The organism is Nocardioides alkalitolerans DSM 16699 (assembly GCF_000426525.1).
Taxonomy (GTDB): domain Bacteria; phylum Actinomycetota; class Actinomycetes; order Propionibacteriales; family Nocardioidaceae; genus Nocardioides; species Nocardioides alkalitolerans.
Map to the genome: position 1 here is coordinate 595,464 of NZ_AUFN01000011.1, position 25,613 is coordinate 621,076.

Genomic DNA, 25,613 nt, shown 5'->3' on the forward strand with positions numbered 1-25,613 from the left:
AACCGGCCGGTCCCCCACCTCAGCACACAGGGAGTAGTCCGGCGTGAGCGGAATGAAGCTGACCACCGAGAAGAACCTGATGGTCTTCAGCGGGCGTGCGCACCCCGAGCTGGCCGAGGCGGTGGCCGAGGCGGCCGGCACCGGTCTGGTGCCGTCGCTGATGTACGACTTCGCCAACTCCGAGAAGTACGTGCGCTACGAGGAGTCGGTGCGCGGCTGCGACGCCTTCGTGATCCAGAGCCACACGGCGCCCATCAACGAGTGGATCATGGAGCACCTGATCATGGTCGACGCGCTCAAGCGCGCCTCGGCCAAGCGGATCACCGTGGTCATGCCGTTCTACGGCTACAGCCGCCAGGACAAGAAGCACCGCGGTCGCGAGCCGATCTCGGCCCGCCTGGTCGCCGACCTCTTCAAGACCGCCGGCGCCGACCGCCTCATCTCGGTCGACCTGCACGCCGACCAGATCCAGGGCTACTTCGACGGCCCGGTCGACCACCTGATGGCGCTGCCGATCCTGGCCGACTACGTCCGCACGAAGTACGGCGCCGAGTCCGACCTCGCGGTCGTCTCGCCCGACGCCGGTCGTATCAAGGTCGCCGAGCGCTGGTCGGCCCGTCTCGGCGGCGTGCCCCTCGCCTTCATCCACAAGACCCGCCGCACCGACCGTCCCAACGAGACGGTCGCCAACCGCGTCGTGGGCGAGGTCGAGGGCCGCATGTGCGTGCTCGTCGACGACATGATCGACACCGGCGGCACGATCGTGAAGGCCGCCGAGGCGCTCATGGCGGAGGGTGCGAAGGGCGTCATCATCGCCGCGACCCACGGGATCCTCTCCGACCCCGCCGTCGACCGGCTGAAGAACAGCCCGGCCACCGAGATCATCCTCACCGACACGCTCCCGCTGGCGGCCGACAAGCGGTTCGACAAGCTGACGGTCCTCTCGATCGCCCCGCTGCTCGCGCAGGCGATCCGGGCCGTGTTCGAGGACGGCTCGGTCACCTCGATGTTCGACGGCCACGCCTGACGTCGTGCCCGACCACCGATTCGCGCCGCCCGGCGTGAGTCGGTAGTCTCTGCGGGTTGCCTCGGCGAGGGAGCGCGGGTCGGCCACCAGGCCGGCCACGGACTCCGTGATCGACAGGGCTCGACGTTCCTCTGGTGCGCCGCGCTGCTCTGTCTGCGCGGCGTTCGTCGTCTCCCGGTCCGCAGGCGACCGACCTCCGGCAGTCGTCCGCGGCTGCCCCGAAGCGAATCCACGACGACGCACGAGGAGCACCGCATGTCCACCGAGAAGATCACCGCCGAGGCCCGCACCGAGTTCGGCAAGGGCGCCGCCCGCCGCATCCGTCGCGCCGACAAGATCCCCGCCGTCATCTACGGCCACGGCAACGACCCCGTGCACGTGACCCTCCCGGGCCACGCCACGATGATGGCGCTCAAGCACGGCGGCGCCAACGCGCTGCTCGAGCTGAGCATCGACGGCAAGGCGCAGCTCGCGCTCACCAAGCAGATCCAGATCGACCCGATCAAGCGCCACATCGAGCACGTCGACTTCGTCGCCGTCACGCGGGGCGAGAAGGTCACCGTCGACGTCCCCGTCATCGTCGTGGGCGACGCCGCCCCCGAGACGCTCGTCGTCACCGAGAACTCGACCCTCGAGGTCGAGGCCGAGGCGACCCACATCCCCGAGCAGTTCGAGGTGTCGGTCGAGGGTGCCGAGGCCGGCACGCAGTTCACCGCCGGTGAGATCACGCTGCCCTCGGGCACGACGCTGCTCACCGACCCGGAGACGCTCGTCGTCAACGTGACCGCCGCGCTGACCGCCGAGCAGCTCGACGCCGAGCTCACCGAGGCCGAGGCCGAGGTCGGCATCGAGAAGGACGAGTCCGACGCCGAGATCGCCGAGGCCGAGGCCGAGGGCGACTCCACCGAGGGCGACGCCGACTCCGAGTGAGTCCACGCCCGGGTCGACGACCCGGGCGTCCAGCAGCAGAGAGGGCCGGGGTGACCGAGATGACCGCGACCGACCAGACGTCAGCAGAGGTCTGGCTCGTCGTGGGCCTCGGGAACCCCGGCCCTGGCTATGCCGGCAACCGGCACAACATCGGCTACCTCGTCGTCGACGAGCTGGCGGACCGGCTGCGCGGCAGCTTCCGCTCCCACAAGACCGGGCGCGCCGACGTGGTCGAGGGCCGGGTGGGTACGCCGGGCACGCCCGGGCCGCGGGTGGTGCTCGCCAAGGCGCGCTGCTACATGAACGAGAGCGGCGGGCCCGTCAAGGCGCTCGCCTCCTTCTACAAGATCCCGCCCGAGCGGATCATCGCGATCCACGACGAGCTCGACCTCCCCTTCGGCGGCCTGCGGGTCAAGAAGGGTGGTGGCGACAACGGCCACAACGGCCTGAAGTCGATGCGCTCGTCCTTCGGGTCCGGCGACTTCTTCCGCGTGCGCGCGGGCATCGGGCGGCCCCCGGGACGCCAGGACGTGGCCGACTTCGTGCTCTCCGACTACTCCCGCTCGGAGCAGAAGGAGCTGCCGTTCCAGGTTGGCGACGCCGCGGACGCGGTGGAGTCCCTCGTGACCGACGGTCTCGAGAGAACTCAACAGAAGTTCAACTCCTGATCCGCCGGGCACGAAGAGGATTGTTCCTCTCTTGATCCGACTGTGAGCCGAACCACTCGAACACCCCGTTACTCTCGACCTTCGTTGAACGTTGTCGTAGAGGGCCGTTCGGGGGGCTCATGTGGTATCGAGCGAAGGACGGCAGGGGACCCGTGGACGGTCAGCACCACTTCAGCAAGCGCGAGGACGTCGCGCTCATCGAGCGCACCCTGCGGGGCGCACTGGGCGTGACGGACGTGACGCTGTCGGCCACGCCCGGGGCACTGGCGGCGAGCTCCGGGCCCCGTCACGGTCACTCTCACGACACCTCCGTCACGGTGCGGCGCACCCACGACGACGGCACGCTCACCGACCTCATCGTGCGGCGCGACCAGCACCCGTTCAGCGCGGGGGAGCGTGACCTGGTCCTTGGCCTGGTGGAGGCGCTGGACCGTCAGGCGACGGGTCCGCAGCAGGTCGTCAGCGCGCCTCCGCCCCCGCCCGACCCCGACGCCCTGAGCGACGTGCTGGAGCGGGTGCTCTTCGACCTCGACGAGATGGTGGACGCCACCATCCAGGACCGCCTCGCCCTCGTCGGCCACCGGGTCGCCCAGCGGCTCGACGCGGCTGGCTGGTGGCTGGGGCAGCGCACGATCGACGGGGCGGTCGTCCGGGTCGACAGCTCGTCGCGGCGCTTCGGCACCGAGCACGTCGCGGTGACGGCCGCGCTCGACGCCGCCGAGGTCCCCGGGGACGAGCCGTCCCTGGTCGGGGTGCTCGAGGGTGGCTCCCGGGTCGCGTGGATCGGCGACGGCACCTCCGACGCCTACCTGCTCGCCAGCCACGGTGGCTTCACCACGGCGGCGACCGCGGGTGGCTACGACCTCGACGCCCGGCAGTGGCTGCTGATCGTCGTGGGCGACGAGACGTCGCCCGACCTGCGAGCGGCACGCGCCGTGGTGTCGGCGACCGTGCAGGCGGCGATGGGGTTCCCCCGCCCGCCGCGACTGCGGTGAGCGTGCGCTGAACGCACGCGGAGCCGGCGCCGGCTGACGCCCGGTCTCAGAGGTCCCGGTCTCAGAGGTCCCGGACGCCGATCGAGGCGAGCGTGAAGCGCACGTGCCGGTCGAACGACTCACGCAGGTCGGTCACGATGAGGCCCATGTGCCCGAAGATCTCCAGGCAGATGAACCCGTGGATCGACGCCCACGCGCCGGCGAGGAGCGCGATCACCTCGGGGCGGACGCCCTCGGCGGCCACCGACTGCGCGATCGCGAGCATCTCGGGCTGGATGTCGACGGGCTGGGCGAGGCCCATCGGGGCGACGACGCTGCCGTCGCGGATCCCGGCGACCATCAGCTCGAGCGGCACCCGGTAGAAGTTCAGCACGTGGGGCCGGGTGGGGGAGTCCTCGCGGGCGTCGCCGCCGTCGGCGCCGCCGTAGCGGAAGATCAGCGCGAACTCGGCGGGGTGCTCGATGCACCAGTCCCGGTAGGCGTGGGCCAGGCGCACCCCGCCCTTCTCCTCCTCGGTGACGTCGTCCATGGCGCGCTGCAGCGCTGACGCGACGGAGTCGTAGGCGTCGCGACCGACGGCCTCCATGAGGTCCTGGCGCGACTCGAAGTAGCGGTAGATGGCCGAGGGGGTCATGCCGACCTCGCGGGCCACTGCCCGGAGCGAGAGGTCGCCGCCCTGCTGCGGGGCGAGGAGAGACCGGGCGACCGTCTTGATCTCGTCCGAGGTCGCGATGCGGGCGCGGTCGCGGCGGGTGAGCCCGGGGGCGTCCTTGGGCAGCGCGAGGGAGCGGTCGGACGAGCCGGTCTCGTCGGTCTCGGCCGCCGCCTGCGCTCTGTCGCCGCCGGGGGTCATCAGGCGCAGCCTACTCATCCCGGGGCCCGGTCGGGTGCCCGGTCTGGGCCGGTCGGGGAGGCGAGTCGTCGACCTCTAGGTAAAAGAACGCTGTTCACTTTGACAACGGTGTGCGCAAAGAGGAACAGTGTTCACCAAGTGGTCTAGACAGCACTAGACCGGTGGTCCGAGAGGAGGTGGCGCGCGGTGGTCGGAGCGGTGTGGGAGTCCTACGACGTGGCCGACACGACCCTCCAGCGCCAGTTCCCCGAAGAGCAGGCCGTGAATTGTTCGGCGTCCTCCACCGCCCGGATTTCGAGTGTGAGCGGCGCCACTCGGCGCGTTCGCGTGCTGCGCGGCAGGCTCGTCCTCGCCGAGGGCGTCCTGACGGTCGCGGTCACGGCTCTCGCCGTCGGCGTCGGGCTGGTCACGGTCGTGCAGTCCGCCCTGCTGGCGGGCCTGTGGATCGCGGCGCGCCTGGCGGTCGCCGTCCGCCGCGGTCCCCGGGCGCTCGCGCTGGTCGACGCGGTCGGGGTGCTGGAGACCGGTCTGGTCGTGCTCGCCAGCCACGCCGTCGTGGCCGGTCTGGTCACCGGCGGTGGCGGGCTCCGGCCGGCCCTGGTCGTCACGGGCGGGCTCGTCGCGGGCGCTCTGCTGTCCGCGACGGGGGTCGCCCTCCTCCACGGTCGCCCCCGCGTCCTGGTCCTCGACGACGCGGCCCACCCGACCACGTCCGGGGCGGCTCCCGGGCAGGTCGACGTCGTGGCCACCGGTGTCGTCGACGCGGGCACCGGCGCGGCCGTGGGTGTCGAGGACGACGGTGACGTCGTCCCGCTCGAGGAGTCCGTCCGTCGGCACGCCGTGGACCTCGTCGTCGTCAGCCCCGCGGTCCGGCTCACGCCGGCGGCGGTGCGCGGCCTCTCCTGGCAGCTCGACCGCACCCGCACCCCGGCCGTCCTCGGCGGGGCGGCGGTCGCGTCGCGGCGTCTCGGCATCGGCCGCCTCGGTGGTCGGTCGGTCCTCACCGTGGCCCCGCCCCGGCCGTCCGTCGTGGTGCGGGTCGTGAAGAGCGCGCTCGACCGTGCCGTGGCGCTCGCGGCTCTGGTCGTGGCGCTCCCGGTCCTCGTCGTGCTGGGCGTGCTCGTGCGGCTCGACAGTCCCGGGCCCGCCCTGTTCCGCCAGGTTCGCGTCGGGCGCGACGGGCGCCCCTTCGTCATGCTCAAGCTGCGCACGATGACGACCGACGCCGAGATGGTGAGGCTGACCCTGGCCGACCTCAACGAGGCCGACACCATGCTCTTCAAGATCCGTGCCGACCCCCGCGTCACCCGCGTCGGCGCCTGGCTGCGGCGGTCCTCGCTCGACGAGGTGCCCCAGCTCTGGAACGTCGTGCGCGGCGACATGTCCCTGGTCGGCCCCCGTCCCGCGCTGCCCGACGAGGTCGCCCGCTACGACCGCGTGGCCCGGCGCCGGCTCGCCGTGAAGCCCGGGCTGACCGGTCTCTGGCAGGTCAGCGGCCGCTCCGACCTGTCCTGGGCGGACGCGCTCGAGCTCGACGTCACCTACATCGACAACCACAGCCTGACCGGGGACCTCGCCATCTGTGCGCGCACGGTCCCAGCGGTCGTCCAGGCCAGAGGAGCCTACTGATGTCCATCACCGACGCCACCGATGCGCTCGCGCCGCAGGGGGGTGACCACGCGCTGCTCGTGAGCACGCAGGGTGGTCACCTCGCCCAGCTGCTCGCGCTCCGCCCGTGGTGGGAGACCCGCCGCCGTACGTGGGTCTGCCCCGACACCTCGGACGTGCAGGACCGTCTCGCCGACGAGCGGGTGGTCACGTCGTACTCGCCGACGACCCGCAACATCCCCAACCTGCTGCGCAACCTCGGGCTCGCCTGGCGCCTCCTGCGCCACGAGCGTCCCGACGTCGTGGTGAGCGCGGGTGCCGGTGTGGCCGTGCCGTTCTTCGTCCTCGCGTGGCTGCTGCGCATCCCGACCGTCTTCATCGAGGTCTACGACCGCATCGACTCGCCGACCATGACCGGCCGCCTCTGCGGCCCGTTCACCACGCGGCGCATCGTGCAGTGGGACGCCCAGCTCGACTCCTACCCGGACGCCGTCGTCGTGGGACCGTTGCTGTGACGGCCTTCGGCATCGACCCGCTGGTGGGCGGTCGCGCTCTCGCCGAGCGTGACCGACCCCTGGTCGTGACGCTCCTCGGCACCGACCACCACCCGTTCGACCGCCTGGTCGACTGGATGGACGAGCTGGCGCGCTCGCTGGGCGACGGCGCCCGCGTCGTGGTGCAGCACGGGCACAGCACCGCTCCGCGGGTGGCCGAGGGCCAGGACTTCGTGGAGCACGACGACCTCGTCGGACTCGTCGCGGCGGCCGACGTCGTCGTCTGCCACGGCGGCCCGGGCACGATCATGGACGCCCGGCGGGCCGGGCACGTGCCGGTCTGCGTGCCCCGCGACCCCGAGCGGGGGGAGCACGTCGACGGCCACCAGCAGCGCTTCGCCGCCCACGTCGACGACATCGGGATGGTCCGTCTCGCCGACGGCTACGACGCGCTCGACGCCGCGGTGGCCGACGCCATCGAGACCGGCCCCTCGGTCGAGGTCGGCACGGCCGACGTCGTGGCCGAGGCGTCCGCCGCCCGGTTCGCCCGTGAGGTGGACCTGGTGGTGGGTCGTCGTGTCCGCCGGCTCCCGTCCGTCCGCCGCTCGCTGCTCTCGCGGGTCCAGCGATGAGCGCCGTCGCACGCCCCGCGGCCGTCCTGGGCCGGGTGGGCCGCACGGTGCGCCTCGACCTCGGCATCGCCTGGCGCCACCTGCTCTTCGGCGTCCTGGCGGGCTCGGCCCTGGTGCCGCGCCCCCTGCGCTGGGCCGTCTACCGCGCCGCCGGCCTCGACGTCCGCACGCTCAACGTCTTCAGCGGCGTGCGCATCACGGGCCACGACCTCTCCATCGGCGAGCAGACCTTCGTGAACCACGACTGCTACCTCGACGCCGCCCGTGGCCGCATCGAGATCGGCGCCGGCTGCCACCTCGCGCCCGAGGTGATGGTCCTGACGGCCACCCACGGCTTCGACGCCGACGGCCGCACGTCGCGGGCCGCGCACTACCTGACGACCCGCATCGAGGACGACGTGTGGCTCGGTGCCCGTGTGACCGTGCTCCCGGGTGCGGTCGTCGAGTCGGGCTGCGTCGTCGCGGCCGGGGCCGTCGTCACCGGCACCCTCGAGCGCGGCGGCGTCTACGCCGGGGTCCCGGCGCGCCGCATCCGCGAGGTGGCGGCATGACCACGACCCGTCTCGCGCCCCACGTCGACGAGCCGGCGGTGCTCGTCCGCGCCGTCGCCCCCGTCGGCGCGCTGCTGCTCGCCTACCCGCTGTGGTGGGCGCTCGGCATCCAGATCCCGCTCTGGGTGGTCATCGCCGTGCCCGTCGGCCTCTGGCTCGCCGTCAACCGACGCTCGGTCGTGCTGCCCCCCGGCTACGGCGTGCTCGCGCTCTTCATCGGCTGGGTCCTCATCTCGGCCGTCATGCTCAGCACGCCTCGCTACCTGGCGGCGTACGGCTTCCGGCTCTCCCTCTACGTCGCGGTCGCCCTCATGGCGGTGCTCGTCTGGAACGCGCTGGCGCGCGGTCTCTCCCCCCGTCGGGTGCTGCTCTGGCTGACGGCGCTGTGGGCGGCGGCGATCCTGCTCGCCTGGCCGGGCATCGTGATCAACAACCTGGAGTTCACGAGCCCGTTCGAGGCGTTGACCGCAGCGGTCGGCCTGGACGACCCGTTCGTACGGTCGCTGACCCACCCGCAGTTCTCCGAGTACGACGGCCTCTACGGGTCGCCGCGCCCGAGCGCGCTCTTCGCCTACACCAACGACTGGGGCGCCGCCGTCGGCATCCTCTTCCCGGTCGGCGTCCACATGTTCCTGGTGGCGCCGCGCCGCGTCGAGCGGTTCCTGCTCGGTGCCCTGCTCGTGGTCGCGGTGCCGGCGATCATCGTGTCGCTCAACCGCGGCTCGTGGATCAGCATCGCGGTGGCCGTCGGCTACGTCCTGCTCAGGCGCACCGCGACGGGCGACCTCAAGGTGCTCGGCGCCGTGGTCGGCTCCGCCGTCGCGGTGGTCGCCACCGTGCTGGCGGTCGAGCCGCTGCGCCGCATCATCACGGCGCGCTTCGACTACAGCAACACCAGCACCCGCGAGACGCTCTACAGCGCGGCGTGGGACCTGGCGCTGCAGTCACCGTTGTTCGGCTGGGGCGCTCCCCAGTCGTCGGCGGGCCTGGCCAACAGCAACGACGTCTCGATCGGGACGCACGGGCAGCTGTGGACGATCCTCGTCTCGCAGGGGCTCGTCGGCACGGCCCTCTTCCTCGCCGCGGCGGGGACGATCTGGTGGCGCGCGCGCCCCCGGGACGGCCGTTCGCCCGACATGTGGCTCCACGCGACGGGCGTCGTGCTCGTCGTCCAGCTCGCCTTCTACGAGGTGCTCCCGGTCCCGCTGGCGGTCGCGTTCTTCGCGATGGCCGTGACCGGCACACGCCGCCTCCACCACGCTCCCCCGTCCGTCACCGCGCCCACAGGTGCTCACGACGGCCACCACCGCACGAGGAAGGTCCTTGTCGACCATGAGTGACGACATCCGAAACAGCGCGGCATCCCGCGCCTCCGGCTCCGGCCTGAAGCCGCTCCCGAGCATCGCGACGGCCTTCCGCACGCGCTGGCTGGTCATCGTGATCGGCCTGGCCATCGGCCTGGTCGTGGGCCTCGTGGCGGCGAACGCGAGCGAGCCCCGCTACTCCGCGACCACCACCGTGCGGGTCGGCAGCGGCCTCGTGCCGGTCGGCGACTTCCGTCCCGACACGCTCTGGGCCGACGACCAGGTCGCCTTCGCGGGGACCCGTCCGGTGCAGGAGGCCATCGCCGAGGAGATCGGTGACGGCGTCAGCGCCGACGACGTGGCCGAGAACCTCACGGTCATGGCCGAGGCCAACAGCAACTTCCTGCTCTTCAGCTGGACCGACGGCACCCCGGTCGCGGCCGAGAGCCGCGCCGACGCCGCGGCCGAGGTCTACCTGGTGGAGGCCCGCACCGAGGCCGAGGACCGCTGGGCCGAGCACGACCAGCTGCTCGAGAACCTCATCGCGGCCTACGACCCCGCCGACCAGCGGGCCATCGACCTCCAGGCCGAGCGCGTCGCGCTCGAGGAGACCGTCGTCGACGCCGGCAAGATCGCGGGCGACGCCGACACCACGGCGCAGCGCACGTCCCTCAGCCCGGTCGTCTCGGCGGTCGCCGGGGGCCTGGCCGGCCTGCTGCTCGGCGCGGCCGCGGCCTACCTGCTGCACGTGCGCCGTCCCCGTGGGGACGACGACCTCGACGAGGTGCACGGGTACGGCGAGCTCGACGCCGCCGGCCACTCCCGTGCGCAGGCCTACGTCCCGGCGGGGGAGTACCCCGTCTCGTACGCCTACGCCGGCGGGGGCGTCGCCACCGCTCGGGTCGGCGGCACCACGGTGCTCGAGCGCTGGAACGGCCCGTACGTCGACGTCGACGGCCGCCTCCACGGCTACGACGACGGCTACGACGACGGGTTTGACGACGCCCGCGACGTGCACGGGGTGCCGGGCGAGCCCGCCGAGTGGTCGACCGAGGAGCTCGCCGACGCCGACGCGAGCTCCGAGGGGCGGGACGACGAGGTGCTCGAGCCCGACGACGTCGTCGAGGCGTACGCCAGCGGCGACGACCAGCCGGCCGAGCCGTTCGAGCGTCCCTACGAGATGCCCTTCGAGCCCCGCCCCACGCCGGAGACGGCCGGCGGAGCGACCGGTGAGCTGCCCCCGCTCCCGTCGCGTCCGACCCGCACGGGCCCGCGTCGCCGCACCCCGGGCGACGGCTTCCGCCTCGTCGGTCTCGCCACGCCCGAGACCGGGCCCCGCGTCGTGGGCCCGGTCCACGCCGGCCCGCCGGCCGCGATGACCGGTGTGCCGGGTGCCCTGCCCGTCGTCGCCGACATCGTCGACACCGACGACGAGGCGGCCCTCGCGGGCATCGGCCTCTCGGTCTCGCCGTGGCTGCTGACCATGGAGGCCGACGACCCGGGTGCCGAGCTGCGTCTCGGTGTCTACGTGACGCCCGACCTCGACGCGTCGTCGGTCGACCTGGTGCGCCGGGGCCTGCGGGCCGTGGGCGCCGCCGGTCGCCTCGAGATCGTGCTCGTCGACATCACGGTGCCGACCTGGCGCATCGACTTCGAGGCCTGCGACGCGATCGTCCTCGTCGCCGGTGCCACCGGCTGGGCCGAGAACGCGATGCGGGTCGCCCGCCTCCACGTCGACGCCGCCGACGTCCCCGCGCTCGGGGTGGTCCGTGTCCACGTCGACTGACCGCCGCGTCCGGCGCCTGGCGGCGTCGCGCCGTACCCCACCCCTCGATCGTCCCGAAAGGTTGACCATGACCTCCTCCGACGCGCCCGCGGTGACCGTCGGCATCGCCACCCGCGGTCGCGCGGACAGCCTGCGCGCTGCGGTGGCCTCGATCTGGGCGCAGTCCTACGAGGGTCCGCTCAACGTCGTGGTGGTGGTCGACGACGACCGCGTGCCCGACGGTCTCGACCTGCCGGCGCCGACCGTGCCGGGCCGCCAGACGCTGCGGGTCGTCCGCAACGAGCGGACACCCGGGGTGTCGGGTGCCCGCAACACGGCCCTGGCGATGGCGGACGACGAGTTCATCGCGACCTGCGACGACGACGACGCCTGGCTGCCCGGTCGCCTCGACGTGCAGATGCGGGAGCTGCTGGCGCACCCCGACCTCCGGGGCGTCGGCGGCAGCGTGCGCGTGATCCGCGGCGACACGCACGTCGTGCGGCGTGCCCCGCTCACGCGGGTGCACCTCGGCGACCTGCTCGACGACCGGATCATGGAGCTGCACCCGTCGGCCCTCACCTACCGCCGTCGCGTGGTCGACCTCGTCGGTGGCTGGGACGAGACGCTGCCGGGCGGGCACCCGGAGGACTACGACCTGCTGCTGCGCCTCGCCCGCACGGGCACGCTGGCGCTGGTGGAGGACGTCGTGGCCGACATCCACTGGAACGGCGGCTCCCACTTCTTCAGCAAGTGGTCGATGCTCGCCGAGGGCCTCGTGGCCCTGCTCGCCAAGTTCCCGGAGTTCGCGGCCTCGCCGCGCGGCCGCGCCCGCATCAGCGGCCAGATCGCCTACGCCTACGCGGCGGTGGGCCAGCGGGCCGAGGCCCGCACCTGGCTGCGGCGCGCCTGGGCCGACAACCGTCGCGAGCCCCGCGTGGCGCTCACGGCCCTCGTCCTCTCCGGCGTCGTGTCGGCCGACCGGATCCAGGCGGTGCTCCATGCCCGCGGCCGCGGTATCTGACGCGGCCGGCACCGACCTCCGCACGTCGCAGGGAGAGGTCGGTGCCGGTCAGGACCGGTCCGACGACCGGCGGAGCATGGCGCGCAGCGGCGCCGTGTCGCTCGCCGGCTCCCTCGTCGCCGCCGTCGGCGGCTTCGCCCTCACGATCATCGTCGGGCGGCTCTTCGGGGCCCACCTCTCCGGCCTCTACTTCCAGGCCGTCGCGGTCTTCATGATCCTCAACGGGATCGCGGTGGCGGGCAGCGACACCGGCCTCGTGCGGGCGCTCTCCGCCCGCCGCGCCGTGGGGGCCGACCGGCGGGCCTGGCACGCGCTCACCGTCACGCTGACCCCCGTGCTCCTCTGGAGCCTCGTCGTCGCCGCGGTGCTCGCCGTGATGGCCGACGACCTCGCGGCCACGTTCGAGCCCGCCGACCAGGAGGTCGTCCGGGCGTTCCTGCTCGTGCTGGCCGGCACGCTGGTGGCCTCGGCCGTCGGCCAGGCCGCGCTCAACGGCACGCGCTCGCTCGGTTCGGTGCTGCCCTACGTGGTGCTCTACCAGCTGTGGCTGCCGGCCAGCCGGGTCCTGGCGGTCGGGCTGCTCGCGTTCGTCGACGCGCCCGCGACCCTGCTGCTCCTGACGTACGCCGTGCCGCTCGTCCTCATGGACGTCGTCGCGGTCGTGTACCTGGTCCGCCGGCTGCGCCGGGCGGCGGCCGACGCCCCGCGCCTCGACGACGAGGCGGGTGCGCGCCGTACCGAGGCGGTCGAGGTCTGGGGCTTCAACCTGCCCCGCGGCGTGGCCTCGTGCCTCGAGCTCGCCATCGTCTGGGCCGACGTGATCATCGTCGGGATCCTGCTGGGGCCGGCGGCCGCGGGTGCGTACGCCGCGGCGAGCCGCTTCGTCACCACCGGCACCATGGCGATGGAGGCCCTGCGCCTGCAGAGCGCACCCCATCTCGCGGCGTCGTGGTCGCGGGGCGACCGCGACCGGTTCGTCGACGTCTACCAGGTCACGACGGTCTGGCTCGTCCTGCTGTCGTGGCCGCTGTTCCTCGGCCTCGCGACGTGGTCGCCGCTGCTGCTCGGGTTCATCGGCGACGACTTCGCCGTCGCCGCCCCGGCCCTCACGGTGCTGGCCCTCGGCATGCTCGTCTACGTCGCCATGGGCAACGTCAACTCGGCGCTGCTGATGGCCGGGCTGAGCGGGGTCACGGCGATGAACACCGCGGTCGCCCTCGCCCTCAACGTCGTGCTCAACCTGGCCCTGGTGCCGGTGCTGGGCCTGGTCGGTGCCGCGATCGCGTGGGCCGCCTGCCTCGCGATCGACTCGATCCTCTGCTTCGTCCGCGGGCGGGGCCGGACCGGGGTCGCGATGCCCTGGCGTCCGGTCGCGCTCGCGGGGGCCAGCGCCGTGGTCGCCTTCGGCGTCCCCGGGCTGGCGGTGCGGCTGCTCGCGGAGCCGTCCCTGGTCTGGGCGTCCGCCCACCTCGTCGGAGGGCTCGCGGTCTACGCCGTGCTCCTCCACCACTTCCGGGGGGCGCTGGGTCTGCCGGCGTTCCTCCCGCTCCTCAGGAGGTCATCGTGAGCAGCCTCGACGACTCGTCCCTCGTCCGCCGGGCGAAGTCCCTGGTGCCCGCCCCCGCCAAGACGGCGGTGGGGGCGGCGATCCGCGGAGCCGGCCAGGTCAGCGCGCCGCTGCGCTCCGGGCCGGACGTGCTCGTGGTCGGCGCCAAGCGGGCCGGCACGACCTTCGTGTGGTCGTCGCTGCTCTCGCACCCCCAGGTGATGCCGATGGTGCCGGCCGCGGAGCACCTCAAGAGCACCCACTGGTTCACGCGGCACGCCGACCGCCCCGAGTCGTGGTTCCTGGGCCACTTCCCGCTCGACCGCTCGCGGGCCGCGCACGCCCGTCGTCACGGTGCCGCCCTGACGGTGGAGGCCAACCCCCTCTACCTCTTCGACCCCCGCGTCGTACGACGCGCCTCGGCGCTGCTGCCGGACGCCCGCGTCGTGGTCCTGCTGCGTGACCCGGTGGAGCGTGCCTACTCGCACTACCGCGAGCGTCTCAAGGCCGGCGTGGAGGGGCTCGGGTTCGCCGAGGCCCTCGCCGCCGAGGACGCCCGCCTGGCCGGGGAGCAGGAGCGGATGGCGGCGGACCCGACCTACTACGCCCGGGCGTGGGACTGGTACGGCTACCGCCGTCGCGGCGAGTACGCCGACCAGGTCCAGGCATGGCAGCAGGCCTACGGGACCGACCAGGTCCTGGTCCTGCGCAGTGAGGACCTCTACGCCGATCCGTCGGCGACCCTGGGCACGATCCAGGCGTTCGCCGGCCTCGACCCGCACCCGCTCGGGCGTGCGCGGCGCAACAGCGTCCCGGGGAGCGCCCTTCCCCCGGGGCCCGCAGAAGAGCTGCGGGCCCACTTCGAGCCCCACACCACAGAGCTGGCTCGACTCCTCGACACAGAACCTTGGTGGTGACCATGTCCTCCCGCGCTCGTGCTCTCTCCGTACGGCGGCTCCTCCCGGCCGTCCTCGTGACCCTCGGTCTGGTGGTGACGGCCGTCGGGCTGCCCGCCGGCCCGGCCTCGGCCGCCACGACGACCCGGTTCTCGCCGACCCCGGTCTCGATCGACCAGACGAACGGCCCGGTCTGGGACCTCGAGGTGGCCGGTGGCCGCATCTACGCCGCCGGTGCCTTCACGTCGACGCGTCCGGCCGGCTCGGCCGCCGGCACGGGGGAGTCCAACCAGGCGCGGCTGGCGGCGTTCGACGCCAGCAGCGGCACCCGCGTCGCCTCCTTCGCGCCGACGCTGACCAACGACTGGAACAACCAGCCGGGCACGGTCTACGCCACGGCGCTCTCGCCCGACAAGCGCACGCTCTACGTCGGCGGCGACTTCAACCTGGTCAACGGCCAGCGCGCCGAGCACCTGGCCAGGTTCGACACCGCGACGGGCGAGTTCCTCGGCCAGGTGGGCTGGAACGGTGTCAACGGCACGGTGCGCTCGCTCGCGGTCTCGCCCGACGGCACGAAGCTGTACGTCGGCGGAGCCTTCAGCGTCGCCAACTGGTCGACGCGCGACCGCCTCGCCGCGTTCGACCTGACGACCAACGCCGTCACCGACTGGGCGCCCGTCGTGAGCGTCCCCGTCGCCCGTGAGGCCCTGCGCGTCGAGTCCCTGGCCGTCTCCTCCGACGGCGCCAAGGTGTTCGTCGGCGGCCCGTTCCAGCGCATGAACGGTCGTGCCGCCCAGGGCATCGCCGCCGTGAACGCCACGACCGGTGCCTCGGCGAGCGGCTTCCGCTCCGACTACTTCCTCGCCCCCTCGGGCTGGGCCACGACGATCGAGGTCGCCGGTGGCTCCGTCTACTTCGCGGGTCGTGACGACGGCGGCTCGAGCAGCCGCCGCGAGGGCGTGCACGCGGTGAACACCTCGACGGGCACCCGGGCCTGGTACGCCAGCTGCTACGGCGACACCTTCGACCTGGCGGTCGTCGACCAGGAGGTCTACGTGGCCTCCCACGCCCACGACTGCTCGCGCGCCGGCGGTCTCGGAGAGACCAACCCGACCCGCTACATCGCGCTCCACGTGCTCGACCGCTCGACCGGTCGCGTGAAGCCGGACTTCGCGGTGCAGACCTCCGGGGTGACCTCGCGCCCGGACAGCCTGCTGCTCTCGCGGGCGCTGGCCTCCGACGGCAACCAGCTCGTCATGGGTGGCGGCTGGGACAACGTCGGCAGCACCCCGCAGGCGAACCTCACGCGGTTCCGCCTGCGCTGAGCCGGCCCGGCCACGGACACCGAGGCCTACTCCGCCCGGGAGTCGGCGAGCAGCTCCAGCAGCTCGCCGGCCGCCCGGGCGGAGTCGTGCTCTCCGGCCGCGGCGAGCACGGTGCGGCGCACCGTCATGTCGAGCAGGTAGCGGCGCGCCGAGCCCTCCTCGTCGGTGCGGGCGGCCCGTGCGAGCAGGGCCCGCCCGGCCTCGCCGGCCCCGGAGCCGGTGACGCTCGTGGCCCAGGCGTAGTGCCAGTTCTGGCGGTCGAGCTCGCGCGGCGCGCACTCCTCGCCGTACTCCCAGTCCCAGATCACGAGCCGACCCTGCGACCAGCCGAGGTTCCACGCCGACCAGTCGCCGTGCCGCAGCCCGTGCGGCAGCCCGACCCCGTCGTCGTCGCGCGCGACCCGCTCCAGGAGCGCCACGCACCTCCGTCCGAGCCCGGCGGCCGGACCCGCGCCGTCGGCGACGGCGGCTGCGTCGCGCCGCAGCCGGGCGAACCAGGGCGACGTCGCGAGCGGGTGGGTGCTCGTCGGGTGGGCGTCGACCAGGGCGTCGAGCCCCCGGAAGGTGGCCTCGGGGTCGTCCGTGGCCACGGGGCGCACGTCGTCGGGCAGCGGCGCGGTGGCCAGCACGCTCGACGACCCGGGCGTGGCCCACAGCAGCGGTCGCGGCACGAGCACGGCGGGTACGGCGACCGCGGCCGCCCGGGTGGTCGCGGTGTGCTCGCGCTGCAGGGTGGTGCGGCGGTGCTCGCCCCAGCCGACCTTGAGGAACGCGCAGGGGGCGCCGTGGCCGTCGGTGACCAGCACCGTCGGGCGCGGGCCGCCGTCGCGGTCGAGCACCGCGACGGCGAGGTGCAGGTCGGCCGGGTCGCGGTCGAGCACCGCGGCGACCCGGGAGCGGAGCCCGAGCCGGTCGCGGCTGTCGTCGACGGCGGCCAGGGTCCCGCGACCGCGGGGGAGACCGAGCAGGAAGAGGGCGGCGAGCCCGGAGCGGACGACGCGGCGCCGGCGGGTGCGCAGGCCGTTGCCGTAGCGCAGCACCCGGCTGCGGGCGCGCGGACCCAGCCCGGCCGAGACCGCGAAGCGGACCTGGCCCCCGAGGCGCACGAGCACGTAGCGCTCGGCGGCAGGAGCGCCGTCAGTGCCGGGCCCGAGGAGCTCGGGCGCGGGCACGCCGCCGTCGGGGCGGGGGTCGCCCGGCCAGAGGGTGCCGGCGGTGCCGGCCCACGCCGCACCGCCGCCGGCGCCCGGGGGCGGTGCTGTCATGACGGGGCTCCTCTCGCGGTCGGTCGCGTCGTCGTGGTGCCCGATTGTCCCCGACACGCGCGCGGTGCGGGCGCGTGACCGTCGGACCCGGTCCCTAGGCTGTGCAGGTGCCCACCTCGAGCTCACCCAGCGCCGGCGACCTCGCGTCGTACGACGACCACGCCCTCGCCGCCGCCCTCGCGACGCTCGCGGGGGAGAGGCTCGTCGACGTGCGCACCACCGGCGTCGCGGAGAGCTGGGAGCCGTCGGAGCTGAAGGACACCGGTGACCGGGTCGCCCACGAGCTGCTCGTGGCCCTGCTCGCCGAGCACCGGCCGGGCGACGCGGTGCTCTCCGAGGAGGGCAGCGACGACAAGGTGCGCCTCGGGTCCGACCGGGTCTGGATCGTCGACCCGCTCGACGGCACGCGGGAGTTCGGCGAGCCGCCGCGCGACGACTGGGCCGTGCACGTGGCGCTCTGGGAGCGCGGGGCCGGCGACGGCTCGCAGGTCGGCGACCTCACCGCCGGCGCGGTGGCGCAGGCGGCGCTGGGCCGCACGTTCTCGACGGCGCACCCGTCCGTGGTCCCGCCCCGCACGGCGCCCCGCCCCCGGGTCGTGGTGTCGCGCAGCCGTCCGCCTGCCGTGGTCGAGCCCGTCGTCGCCGCGCTCGGGGCCGACCTGGTGCCGATGGGCTCCGCCGGCGCCAAGGTGATGGCGCTCGTGCGCGACGTCGCGGACGTCTACGTGCACGCCGGCGGGCAGTACGAGTGGGACTCGGCCGCCCCGGTCGCCGTCGCCCGCGCCGCCGGCCTCGTGACCTGCCGCCTCGACGGCAGCCCGCTGCTCTACAACCAGGACGACGTCTACCTCCCCGACCTCCTCGTCTGCCGCCCCGAGCTGGCCGACGCGGTGCTCGCGGCGCTCCGCCCGCACCTCCCGCGGTGACCGGGCGCCCCCCGGCGAGGAAGCCGGCGGCGAGGAGGACCGCCGCCACGAGGGCCCCCGCGACGAAGGCGGCGGCGAAGAAGACGGCGGCGAAGAAGACGGCGGCGAAGAAGACGGCGGCGAAGAAGACGGCGGCGAAGAAGACGGCGGCGAAGAAGACGGCGGCGAAAAGGGCTCCCGCGAAACGCGCACCGGCCAAGCGCGCACCGGCGAAGCGCACACCGGCGCGGCGGCCACCCGCCCGACGTACCCGGGTGGGCCCGACGCTCGTGGCGGTCGTCGTCGCGGCAGCGCTGCTGACCGCCGCGTGGTGGGTGCAGCGGCCGGAGCCCGCGCCGCCGGCCCCGGAGGCGAGCACGTCGGCCCCGGGCGGCTACGTGCCCCCGGCCGCCCCGTCGTTGCCGACGCCCAGCGGGGTCGCCGCCGCGAACGTGCCCGTCGTCGATCCTGCGTGGACCGCCGACGTCGCCACGCGCACGGGCATCCCCGCCACCGCGGTGGACGCCTACGCGGTGGCCGAGCTGCGGGTCCGGCGCGAGCAGCCCGACTGTGCCATCGGCTGGTCGACGCTGGCCGGCATCGGGTGGGTCGAGTCGCGCCACGGCACGATCGACGGCAGCGTGCTGGGGCTCGACGGGCTCTCGACGCCGCCGATCGTCGGTCCGGCGCTGGACGGGACGGGGGCCTTCGCCGCGATCCGCTCGGACCCGGCGTTCGCGGAGTTCCACGGCGACCCGACCTGGGACCACGCGGTCGGTCCGCTGCAGTTCATCGGCTCCACCTGGCGCCGCTGGGCCGGCGACGGTGACGGCGACGGCGTCGCGGACCCCAACGACGTGAAGGACGCGGCCTACGCCGCGGCCCGCTACCTCTGCCACGACGACCCGGACCTGACCACCGGCCAGGGCTGGGCCGACGCGGTGTTCTCCTACAACCACGACGACGCCTACGTCGCCTCCGTGTACGCCGCCGCGACGGGCTACGCCGACGCCACGTCCTGACCGGGCTGTCGGAGGCCGGGCGTACGCTGGTTTTCACCACCCCCGCCCGCTGATGGACGGGGGTCGGCCGTGCTGCTCCCAGGAGGATCTCCCCGTGCACCTCTCCGGTCTCGCCGACGCCGTCCTGGCCGACCCGACGCTCGACGAGGCCATGGCCTCGGCACGCGCGGGCACCGAGCGCGTGCTCGACCTGACGGGTCCGTCGGCGCTGCGTCCCTTCGTGGTGAAGGGCCTCGTCGACGCGGGCCGCACCGTGCTCGCGGTGACCGCCACGACGCGGGAGGCGGAGGAGCTGGTGGAGGCACTGGGCGACCTCCTGCCCGCCGAGCGGGTCGGCTACTACCCGAGCTGGGAGACGCTGCCCCACGAGCGGCTGAGCCCCCGCAGCGACACCGTCGGCCGCCGGCTCGCGATCCTGCGTCGGCTCGCCCACCCGGGCGGCGACGCGTCGAACGGCCCGCTGTCGGTCGTCGTGGCGCCGGTGCGCAGCGTGCTGCAGCCCCAGGTCCAGGGCCTGGGCGACCTCGCGCCGGTCGAGCTCGTGCCGGGCGCCGCGGCCCGCCTCGACGACGTGGTCCTGGGGCTCGAGCAGGCGGCGTACTCGCGGGTCGACCTGGTGGAGAAGCGCGGTGAGTACGCCGTGCGCGGCGGCATCGTGGACGTGTTCCCGCCCACCGAGGAGCACCCGCTCCGGGTGGAGTTCTGGGGCGACGACGTCGAGGAGATCCGGGCGTTCTCGGTCGCCGACCAGCGCACGCTCGAGAAGGTGGAGCGGCTGTGGGCCCCGCCCTGCCGCGAGCTGCTGCTGACGCCGGAGGTGCGGGAACGGGCCGCGGCGCTCGGCCGCGCCCACCCGCAGCTGCTCGAGCTCACCGACAAGATCGCCGAGGGCATCGCGGTCGAGGGCATGGAGTCGCTGGCGCCGGTGCTCGTCGACGACATGGAGCTGCTGGTCGACGTCCTCCCGACCGACACCCACGTGCTGATGCTCGACCCCGAGCGCGCCCGCCGCCGGGCGGCCGACCTGGTCGCGACGAGCGAGGAGTTCCTCGGCGCCTCGTGGGCGGCCGCGGCCGGTGGCGGTCAGGCCCCGATCGACCTCGGGGCGGCGTCGTACCGCGAGTTCGCCGACGTGCGCGAGCACAGCCTGGCCCGCGGGCAGGCGTGGTGGAGCATGAGCCCCTTCGGCATCGCCACGGACGACCCGGCCGACGTGACGGTCCCCGGGGCGAGCGAGGCGTCGATCGCCGGCGTGCCGAGCCGACCGCTGGGCACGCGCGCGGCGGAGGCCTACCGCGGTGACATCGAGAAGGCGCTCGCCGACGTCGCGGGCTGGCTGCGCGACGGCTACCGCGTGGTCGTGCTGCACCCGGGCCACGGTCCGGCGCAGCGCACCGTCGAGACGCTGGGTGACCGCGACGTGCCGGCCCGGCTGGTCGAGCACCTCGACACCCTGCCGGCGAACGACGTCGTCACGGTCTCGTGCGGCGCGCTGAGCCAGGGCTTCGTCGACGACGAGAACCGCATCGTGCTGCTCACGGGGGAGGACATCTCGGGCCAGAAGGCGTCGACGCGCGACATGCGCAAGATGCCCGCCCGCCGCAAGCGCCAGATCGACCCGCTGGAGCTGAAGGCGGGCGACTTCGTCGTGCACGAGCAGCACGGCGTCGGCAAGTTCGTCGAGATGAAGCAGCGCGAGGTCGGGGGAGCGGTCCGCGAGTACCTGGTGCTCGAGTACGGCGCGTCCAAGCGCGGCGCCCCGGCCGACCGCCTCTACGTGCCGGCCGACGCGCTCGACCAGGTCACGCGCTACGTCGGCGGCGAGCAGCCCAGCCTCGACCGCCTCGGCGGCGGGGACTGGACCAAGCGCAAGAACCGCGCCCGCAAGGCCGTGCGCGAGATCGCGGCCGAGCTCATCAAGCTGTACGCCGCGCGCCAGGCCACGAAGGGCCACGCCTTCGGCCCCGACACCCCTTGGCAGCGCGAGCTGGAGGACGCCTTCCCGTTCAACGAGACGCCCGACCAGCTCTCGACGGTCGACGAGGTGAAGGGCGACATGGAGCGCACGATGCCCATGGACCGCCTGATCTGCGGCGACGTGGGCTACGGCAAGACCGAGATCGCTGTCCGCGCGGCGTTCAAGGCCGTGCAGGACGGCAAGCAGGTGGCCGTGCTCGTGCCCACGACGCTGCTGGTCACGCAGCACTTCTCGACCTTCGCGGAGCGCATGGTCGGGTTCCCGGTCAACCTGCGCGCGCTGAGCCGGTTCCAGACCGACAAGGAGGCCGCCGAGGTGCTGGCCGGCCTCACGAGCGGCGAGGTCGACATCGTCATCGGCACCCACCGCCTGCTCAACCCCGACATCCGGTTCAAGGACCTCGGGCTGATCATCGTCGACGAGGAGCAGCGGTTCGGCGTCGAGCACAAGGAGCAGATGAAGCGGCTGCGAACGTCGGTCGACGTGCTGGCGATGTCGGCGACCCCGATCCCGCGCACGCTCGAGATGGCGGTGACCGGCATCCGGGAGATGTCGACGATCACCACCCCGCCCGAGGAGCGGCACCCGGTGCTCACCTACGTCGGCGCCTACGAGGACCGGCAGGTCGTCGCCGCGATCCGACGCGAGCTGCTGCGCGACGGCCAGGTCTTCTACATCCACAACCGCGTCAACTCGATCGAGAAGGCGGCGGGCCGGCTGAAGGAGCTCGTGCCCGAGGCCCGCGTCGCCACCGCCCACGGGCAGATGGGCGAGAAGCAGCTCGAGCAGGTGATGCTCGACTTCTGGGAGAAGCGGTTCGACGTGCTCGTCTGCACGACGCTCGTCGAGTCGGGCCTCGACGTCTCCAACGCGAACACGATGATCATCGAGCGCTCCGACGCCCTCGGCCTCTCGCAGCTGCACCAGCTGCGGGGCCGGGTCGGGCGCTCGCGCGAGCGGGCCTACGCCTACTTCCTCTACCCGTCGGAGAAGCCGCTGACCGAGACCGCCCACGAGCGGCTCGCGACGCTGGCGCAGCACTCCGACCTGGGCGGCGGCATGGCGATCGCCATGAAGGACCTCGAGATCCGCGGCGCCGGCAACCTGCTCGGCGGCGAGCAGTCGGGCCACATCGCCGACGTCGGCTTCGACCTCTACGTCCGGCTCGTCGGCGAGGCCGTCAGCGACTTCAAGGGCGAGGCCGACGACCGCCTCGACGAGGTGCGCATCGAGCTGCCCGTCGAGGCCCACCTGCCCCACGACTACATCGCGAGCGAGCGCCTGCGCCTGGAGATGTACAAGCGCCTCGCCGAGGTGCGGGCCAACGAGGACGTCGACGTCATCCGGGAGGAGCTGCTCGACCGGTACGGCGAGCCGCCCCTCGAGGTCGAGAGCCTGCTGTACGTCGCGCGCTTCCGCGCCCGCGCCCGCCAGGCCGGCATCCGCGAGGTCACGGCGGCCGGCAAGAACATCCGGTTCGCGCCCGTCAGCCTGCCGGAGTCGCGCGTCGTGCGCCTGCAGCGGCTGCACCCGAAGTCGCTGGTGAAGACGCAGACCGAGACGATCTTGGTGCCGCGCCCGCAGACGGCCGTGGTGGCGGGCCAGCCGATCACCGGCCTCGCGCTGCTCGAGTGGGCCGCCAAGGTCATCGATGCCGTCATCGACCCCCCGGACACCGGTACGGTGTGACGGTGACCACAGCCGCAGCCCGACGTCCCCGCCGTGCCCGTCTGCTCGCCGCCGCTCTCGCGGCCGTCGCCGTCGGCGGTCTCGCCGGCTGCCAGAGCGACCCGACGGCGGCCGTGACGATCGACGACGAGAGCCTCTCGGTCGAGCTGCTCGACGACGCCACGTCCGCGTTCTGCGGCTACCTCGACGAGGTGCAGACCCAGGCGGTCGCGCGCACGACGGTGCGGGCGGTGCTCACGCAGGCGTGGATCTTCGGCACCGCGCTCGAGTCCGTCGCGGCCGAGGAGGGCATCGAGGACCTCTTCCAGGGCAACCCCCAGACAGCCGCCTTCAGCGAGGAGATCCAGTCGACCGGCGCGGGGGAGGAGGCCGCCGACGAGGCGTCCCGCCTGCTCGCCGTGCTCGACGTCGTCGACGCCACCGCCCAGCAGGCCGCGGTCGACGAGCTGGCGGAGCGCGACGTGCGCGTGAACCCGTCGGTGGCCGGCTACGAGGACGGGCTCGTGACGCTCGACGGCGACGAGATCAGCGTGGCCGTCAGCGACGTCGCCCGCCAGGGCCAGGTGGATCTCACCGCCAGCCCCGACCTCGAGGCCGTCAGTGCCCTGCCCGCCGACCAGCGCTGCGGCGTCGTCCCGGAGCAGCTCGGAGCGAGCTGACGCCCGTTGGGCGGACACGACCGGCGTCCAGCCGCGAGGATGGCCCGGTGCGGCGACGACGACCGGCGGAGCCCTCGGGCCTGTGGGTGCCTCCCCACCCGATGCCGCGCTCGACCCACCCCTGGGACGGCGCGCGCCCGCCGGCGCTCGTGCGGTTCCGTCGCTCGGGTCCGTGGAACCAGCTCGCCGTGATCTTCCTCGGGGTGATCGCCCTGGCGGGCGTGGCCCTCGTCGGCGTGGTCGCGTGGGTGTTCCTGACCTTCCGGCACGACCCTCTCGAGCTGGTCGACGACGACCGCATCCTCACGGCGGTCGCGGAGCCCTGCCGTGAGCTGACGTCGGTGGCCGACGAGGTCGGACCGCTGTCGGCGGATCCCGCCGAGCAGGCCGAGCAGGTACGACGCCTGGTCGCCGCCGGTCGCCCCGTCCCGGCCGCGGTGCTCGAGCTGCCCGAGGACTGGCTCGCCGGGGACCAGCCGGCCGTGGGCTGGGCGCTCGACTGGACCGACGTGCTCGACGAGGCCGAGCGGTACGCCGACGCCCTCGCCGCCGGGGAGCCGGCGGTCTTCTCGATGCCGGCGAGCGAGGACGACTACACGGTCGCCTACCGCATGGAGGTGGCGGTCGACGGGTGCCGTGTGCCGGCGGCCCTCGAGACGCTCGACCCGGACCCGCCGCGCTCGGCGGCGGTGGCCGACTTCGCGAACAAGGTCCACCTCGTGCTGGACCTGGAGGGCGAGGACTGGTGAAGGGTCAGTCGAGCGCCGCGCCGATGTCCGTGACGAGCCGTCGGGTGGTGAGCTCGGTGACGAGCTCGCGCGCCGGCAGGTCCGCCGCGAGGTAGGCAGTACCGAGCAGGCCCCGCGGGGCGAACGTGATGCGCAGGTAGACGTGGCACCCACCGGTGCGCGGCGTCAGCCAGCTGGTGAGGCGGACGTCGCCCGGCGCGTGGACCCGGGCCTGCAGGCGCAGGCGGTGCATGCCGTGGTCGACGCCCGTCACGGTCCAGAAGCCGGCAGGGTCCCCCTCCGCCAGGAGCGGTCCGCGCGAGACGGGCCGGGCGAGGGGATGGCGGTCCGTCGGTCCGAGCACCACCTCGGCCACACGGTCGATCCGGCCCCGGAGCACCAGGGGGAGGGCATCGGCGTACCACCGCGGCTCTCCATCCAGCTGCGGTGCGACGAGGACCTCCCACACGTCCGCAGGGGAGTGGTCGATCGCGACGTGCCGTTCGCTGTGGTGCAGGCCCGGGAGCGGGCGACGGAGTGCGGGCATGCCCCCGACGGTAGGTCGGGCCCGTGCATGCCCCCGCGTGTCGGGTGGCCGTGGTGCGCCTGCACGCGGTCGGTGCGGGTGCGGGTGCGGGGCGCCGAGCACCCACTCCGCAGGTCTTCCGGGCGTGCCCGTGGCCCCGGGGCACGGGTGTGCGCGGGGCTGGCGGGGTGGGACTGTCGGGGCGCCGCGGGGCGCGTTCGGGGTCAGCTGGACGGGCCCGGTGGACCGGGCGAATCTGGTGGACCGGGTGGTTCTGGTGGGTCGAGGGCGTGGGTGCCGTGGTGGTCGCGGATCCAGTGGTGGCCGTGGGGGCTGGTCCAGGCGTAGGTGCCGGGGGTGAGGGGGGTGTAGGTCCAGCCGGTGTGGGTCTTGAGGCGGTGGTGGCGTCGGCAGAGTGGGGCGAGGTTGCAGGTGCAGGTCGCGCCGCCAGGACGCGCGCCGCCGGGACTGCCGGGCGCAGCCGTTGGACTTGGCGGGTTGCCGGGGTCGTAGGCGGTGATGTGGTCGCAGTCGGTGGCGTGCCGGTCGGGGGTGAGACGCCGGGCGGGGCGGGTGCAGTGGGGGAACACGCAGTGGTGGTCGCGCAGGGCGACGCGTTCGGTGATGCGGTCGGGGATCTCGTAGGCGTCGACGTGGACGTGGTCGGCCAGGTCGATGACCGGCACGACCCGGAGGTCGACGGTGGGGCGTGCGCACCAGTCGCGGATCAGCTCGGCCGGGACCGGGCCGCGCAGGTGCTCGGCCCGACCGATCCCGGCTCCACTCGGGTGGCCGGTGGCGCCGACGCTCGTCGCGGAGGCGGTCATGGACTGGAGCTGCTCGAGGGTGAGGTGGAGGTAGAGGTTCACCCCACGGCGACCCGACGCCCGGCGGGTGAGGGCACCGACCGATTCCGCGTCAGCACCGACACCGCTGCCGGCCGCGGTCGTGCCGTCGGCGCCAGCCCCTGCATCCTCCGCGCCACCGGTGGTGAGGTCGAGGGTGAGGTCGGCGCGGGCGAGGTCCCCGAGTGCCCTGGCCCGTCGCGCACCGAGGGCCGCGGTGGAGCCGAGCGACTTGTAGGCGGCGGCGCGTCGGGTGAGGGCGTCGTCGAGGTCGTAGGCGTCGAGCATGTCGACCTCGGCGCGGATCTCGACCGTGCCGGAGTAGGTGACCCGGTCGCGGTCGATGCTCACGTGGCGGCGTTCGTCGAGCTCGTGCTCGGC

22 protein-coding genes and 1 pseudogene are annotated in these 25,613 nt (G+C 73.9%); 19 read left to right on the forward strand and 4 right to left on the reverse strand.

The annotated features are described in order from the left end of the window. Positions 1–43 precede the first annotated feature (43 nt). From K329_RS0109580 to K329_RS0109595, 4 genes are all read left to right on the forward strand, one after another. Complete coding sequence (locus K329_RS0109580; RefSeq protein WP_028472857.1) at positions 44–1,027, forward strand: ribose-phosphate diphosphokinase; 984 nt, start codon at positions 44–46, stop codon at positions 1,025–1,027. Between the two features lie 255 nt (positions 1,028–1,282). Next, positions 1,283–1,957: a 50S ribosomal protein L25/general stress protein Ctc gene (locus K329_RS25880; RefSeq protein ID WP_043642587.1), complete on the forward strand. Its 675-nt coding sequence runs from the start codon at positions 1,283–1,285 to the stop codon at positions 1,955–1,957. A gap of 59 nt (positions 1,958–2,016) precedes the next feature. Continuing rightward, positions 2,017–2,625: an aminoacyl-tRNA hydrolase gene (gene pth, locus K329_RS0109590; RefSeq protein ID WP_028472858.1), complete on the forward strand. Its 609-nt coding sequence runs from the start codon at positions 2,017–2,019 to the stop codon at positions 2,623–2,625. Between the two features lie 152 nt (positions 2,626–2,777). Continuing rightward, positions 2,778–3,620 (forward strand): hypothetical protein, encoded by an 843-nt coding sequence (locus K329_RS0109595; RefSeq protein WP_028472859.1) that lies wholly within the window; start codon positions 2,778–2,780, stop codon positions 3,618–3,620. A 61-nt stretch (positions 3,621–3,681) separates the two neighbouring features. Here the strand turns inward: K329_RS0109595 and K329_RS0109600 are convergent, their stop codons facing one another. Then, complete coding sequence (locus tag K329_RS0109600; protein ID WP_052336600.1) at positions 3,682–4,473, reverse strand: TetR/AcrR family transcriptional regulator; 792 nt, start codon at positions 4,471–4,473, stop codon at positions 3,682–3,684. A gap of 300 nt (positions 4,474–4,773) precedes the next feature. Here K329_RS0109600 and K329_RS31465 point away from each other — a divergent pair, with 300 nt between their 5' ends. The 10 genes from K329_RS31465 to K329_RS25900 all read left to right on the forward strand — a co-directional run bounded on the left by K329_RS31465 (position 4,774) and on the right by K329_RS25900 (position 15,615). Then, positions 4,774–6,102 (forward strand): exopolysaccharide biosynthesis polyprenyl glycosylphosphotransferase, encoded by a 1,329-nt coding sequence (locus K329_RS31465; RefSeq protein ID WP_245596502.1) that lies wholly within the window; start codon positions 4,774–4,776, stop codon positions 6,100–6,102. Next, positions 6,102–6,596, forward strand: coding sequence for a glycosyltransferase family protein (locus tag K329_RS0109610; RefSeq protein ID WP_043642588.1), 495 nt, complete (start codon positions 6,102–6,104; stop codon positions 6,594–6,596). The genes K329_RS31465 and K329_RS0109610 overlap by 1 nt, the downstream gene beginning before the upstream one ends. Next, positions 6,593–7,207, forward strand: coding sequence for a glycosyltransferase (locus K329_RS25890; protein WP_052336602.1), 615 nt, complete (start codon positions 6,593–6,595; stop codon positions 7,205–7,207). Before K329_RS0109610 ends, K329_RS25890 begins: the two co-directional genes overlap by 4 nt. Beyond that, the gene (locus K329_RS0109620) at positions 7,204–7,758 is read left to right on the forward strand and encodes an acyltransferase (RefSeq protein ID WP_052336603.1); all 555 of its coding nucleotides are present in this window, start codon (positions 7,204–7,206) and stop codon (positions 7,756–7,758) included. The genes K329_RS25890 and K329_RS0109620 overlap by 4 nt, the downstream gene beginning before the upstream one ends. Further along, on the forward strand, positions 7,755–9,098 hold the full coding sequence (locus K329_RS0109625; RefSeq protein ID WP_028472863.1) for an O-antigen ligase family protein: 1,344 nt from the start codon (positions 7,755–7,757) through the stop codon (positions 9,096–9,098). Before K329_RS0109620 ends, K329_RS0109625 begins: the two co-directional genes overlap by 4 nt. After that, positions 9,091–10,848, forward strand: coding sequence for a YveK family protein (locus K329_RS0109630; RefSeq protein ID WP_028472864.1), 1,758 nt, complete (start codon positions 9,091–9,093; stop codon positions 10,846–10,848). Before K329_RS0109625 ends, K329_RS0109630 begins: the two co-directional genes overlap by 8 nt. Positions 10,849–10,915: 67 nt before the next feature. Continuing rightward, a complete protein-coding gene (locus K329_RS0109635) occupies positions 10,916–11,848 on the forward strand; it encodes a glycosyltransferase family 2 protein (RefSeq protein ID WP_043642589.1) in 933 nt (310 codons plus the stop codon). Further along, the gene (locus K329_RS0109640) at positions 11,826–13,415 is read left to right on the forward strand and encodes a lipopolysaccharide biosynthesis protein (protein ID WP_028472866.1); all 1,590 of its coding nucleotides are present in this window, start codon (positions 11,826–11,828) and stop codon (positions 13,413–13,415) included. The genes K329_RS0109635 and K329_RS0109640 overlap by 23 nt, the downstream gene beginning before the upstream one ends. Continuing rightward, on the forward strand, positions 13,412–14,311 hold the full coding sequence (locus K329_RS25895) for a sulfotransferase family protein (protein WP_052336604.1): 900 nt from the start codon (positions 13,412–13,414) through the stop codon (positions 14,309–14,311). The genes K329_RS0109640 and K329_RS25895 overlap by 4 nt, the downstream gene beginning before the upstream one ends. A gap of 2 nt (positions 14,312–14,313) precedes the next feature. Beyond that, positions 14,314–15,615, forward strand: a complete 1,302-nt coding sequence (locus K329_RS25900) for a YncE family protein (protein WP_157571642.1) — start codon at positions 14,314–14,316, stop codon at positions 15,613–15,615. Between the two features lie 26 nt (positions 15,616–15,641). On the opposite strand, the gene K329_RS0109655 is transcribed toward K329_RS25900, so the two are convergent. Next, positions 15,642–16,880, reverse strand: coding sequence for a hypothetical protein (locus K329_RS0109655; RefSeq protein ID WP_028472867.1), 1,239 nt, complete (start codon positions 16,878–16,880; stop codon positions 15,642–15,644). A gap of 107 nt (positions 16,881–16,987) precedes the next feature. On the opposite strand from K329_RS0109655, the gene K329_RS0109660 reads away from it, so the two are divergent. The 5 genes from K329_RS0109660 to K329_RS0109680 are packed head-to-tail and all read left to right on the forward strand — an operon-like array spanning position 16,988 to position 23,882. Further along, entirely contained in the window at positions 16,988–17,806 is an 819-nt protein-coding gene (locus K329_RS0109660) for a 3'(2'),5'-bisphosphate nucleotidase CysQ (RefSeq protein WP_028472868.1), read from the forward strand. Next, on the forward strand, positions 17,803–18,807 hold the full coding sequence (locus K329_RS31230) for a histone H1-like repetitive region-containing protein (RefSeq protein ID WP_211225791.1): 1,005 nt from the start codon (positions 17,803–17,805) through the stop codon (positions 18,805–18,807). The genes K329_RS0109660 and K329_RS31230 overlap by 4 nt, the downstream gene beginning before the upstream one ends. A 52-nt stretch (positions 18,808–18,859) precedes the next feature. Next, complete coding sequence (mfd, locus tag K329_RS0109670) at positions 18,860–22,474, forward strand: transcription-repair coupling factor (protein WP_084541141.1); 3,615 nt, start codon at positions 18,860–18,862, stop codon at positions 22,472–22,474. A gap of 2 nt (positions 22,475–22,476) precedes the next feature. After that, the gene (locus tag K329_RS0109675) at positions 22,477–23,133 is read left to right on the forward strand and encodes a hypothetical protein (protein WP_157571644.1); all 657 of its coding nucleotides are present in this window, start codon (positions 22,477–22,479) and stop codon (positions 23,131–23,133) included. A 47-nt stretch (positions 23,134–23,180) separates the two neighbouring features. Next, on the forward strand, positions 23,181–23,882 hold the full coding sequence (locus K329_RS0109680; protein ID WP_157571645.1) for a hypothetical protein: 702 nt from the start codon (positions 23,181–23,183) through the stop codon (positions 23,880–23,882). Between the two features lie 4 nt (positions 23,883–23,886). Here the strand turns inward: K329_RS0109680 and K329_RS0109685 are convergent, their stop codons facing one another. Together K329_RS0109685 and K329_RS0109690 are read right to left on the reverse strand one after the other, a co-directional pair. After that, the gene (locus K329_RS0109685; protein WP_028472873.1) at positions 23,887–24,408 is read right to left on the reverse strand and encodes a DUF2867 domain-containing protein; all 522 of its coding nucleotides are present in this window, start codon (positions 24,406–24,408) and stop codon (positions 23,887–23,889) included. Positions 24,409–24,611: 203 nt separating this feature from the next. After that, a pseudogene (locus K329_RS0109690) lies at positions 24,612–25,613 on the reverse strand (hypothetical protein); the annotation flags it as partial.

What these genes read in the sequence shown, in the direction of transcription:
- pth (WP_028472858.1), top strand. Translation starts at nt 2,017, where the DNA reads ATGACCGCGACCGACCAGACGTCAGCAGAGGTCTGGCTCGTCGTGGGC.
- K329_RS0109640 (WP_028472866.1), top strand. Translation starts at nt 11,826, where the DNA reads ATGCCCGCGGCCGCGGTATCTGACGCGGCCGGCACCGACCTCCGCACG.
- K329_RS0109635 (WP_043642589.1), top strand. Translation starts at nt 10,916, where the DNA reads ATGACCTCCTCCGACGCGCCCGCGGTGACCGTCGGCATCGCCACCCGC.
- K329_RS25880 (WP_043642587.1), top strand. Translation starts at nt 1,283, where the DNA reads ATGTCCACCGAGAAGATCACCGCCGAGGCCCGCACCGAGTTCGGCAAG.
- mfd (WP_084541141.1), top strand. Translation starts at nt 18,860, where the DNA reads ATGGACGGGGGTCGGCCGTGCTGCTCCCAGGAGGATCTCCCCGTGCAC.
- K329_RS0109620 (WP_052336603.1), top strand. Translation starts at nt 7,204, where the DNA reads ATGAGCGCCGTCGCACGCCCCGCGGCCGTCCTGGGCCGGGTGGGCCGC.
- K329_RS0109655 (WP_028472867.1), bottom strand. Translation starts at nt 16,880, where the DNA reads ATGACAGCACCGCCCCCGGGCGCCGGCGGCGGTGCGGCGTGGGCCGGC.
- K329_RS0109600 (WP_052336600.1), bottom strand. Translation starts at nt 4,473, where the DNA reads ATGACCCCCGGCGGCGACAGAGCGCAGGCGGCGGCCGAGACCGACGAG.
- K329_RS0109685 (WP_028472873.1), bottom strand. Translation starts at nt 24,408, where the DNA reads ATGCCCGCACTCCGTCGCCCGCTCCCGGGCCTGCACCACAGCGAACGG.
- K329_RS0109630 (WP_028472864.1), top strand. Translation starts at nt 9,091, where the DNA reads ATGAGTGACGACATCCGAAACAGCGCGGCATCCCGCGCCTCCGGCTCC.
- K329_RS0109610 (WP_043642588.1), top strand. Translation starts at nt 6,102, where the DNA reads ATGTCCATCACCGACGCCACCGATGCGCTCGCGCCGCAGGGGGGTGAC.
- K329_RS25900 (WP_157571642.1), top strand. Translation starts at nt 14,314, where the DNA reads ATGTCCTCCCGCGCTCGTGCTCTCTCCGTACGGCGGCTCCTCCCGGCC.
- K329_RS0109625 (WP_028472863.1), top strand. Translation starts at nt 7,755, where the DNA reads ATGACCACGACCCGTCTCGCGCCCCACGTCGACGAGCCGGCGGTGCTC.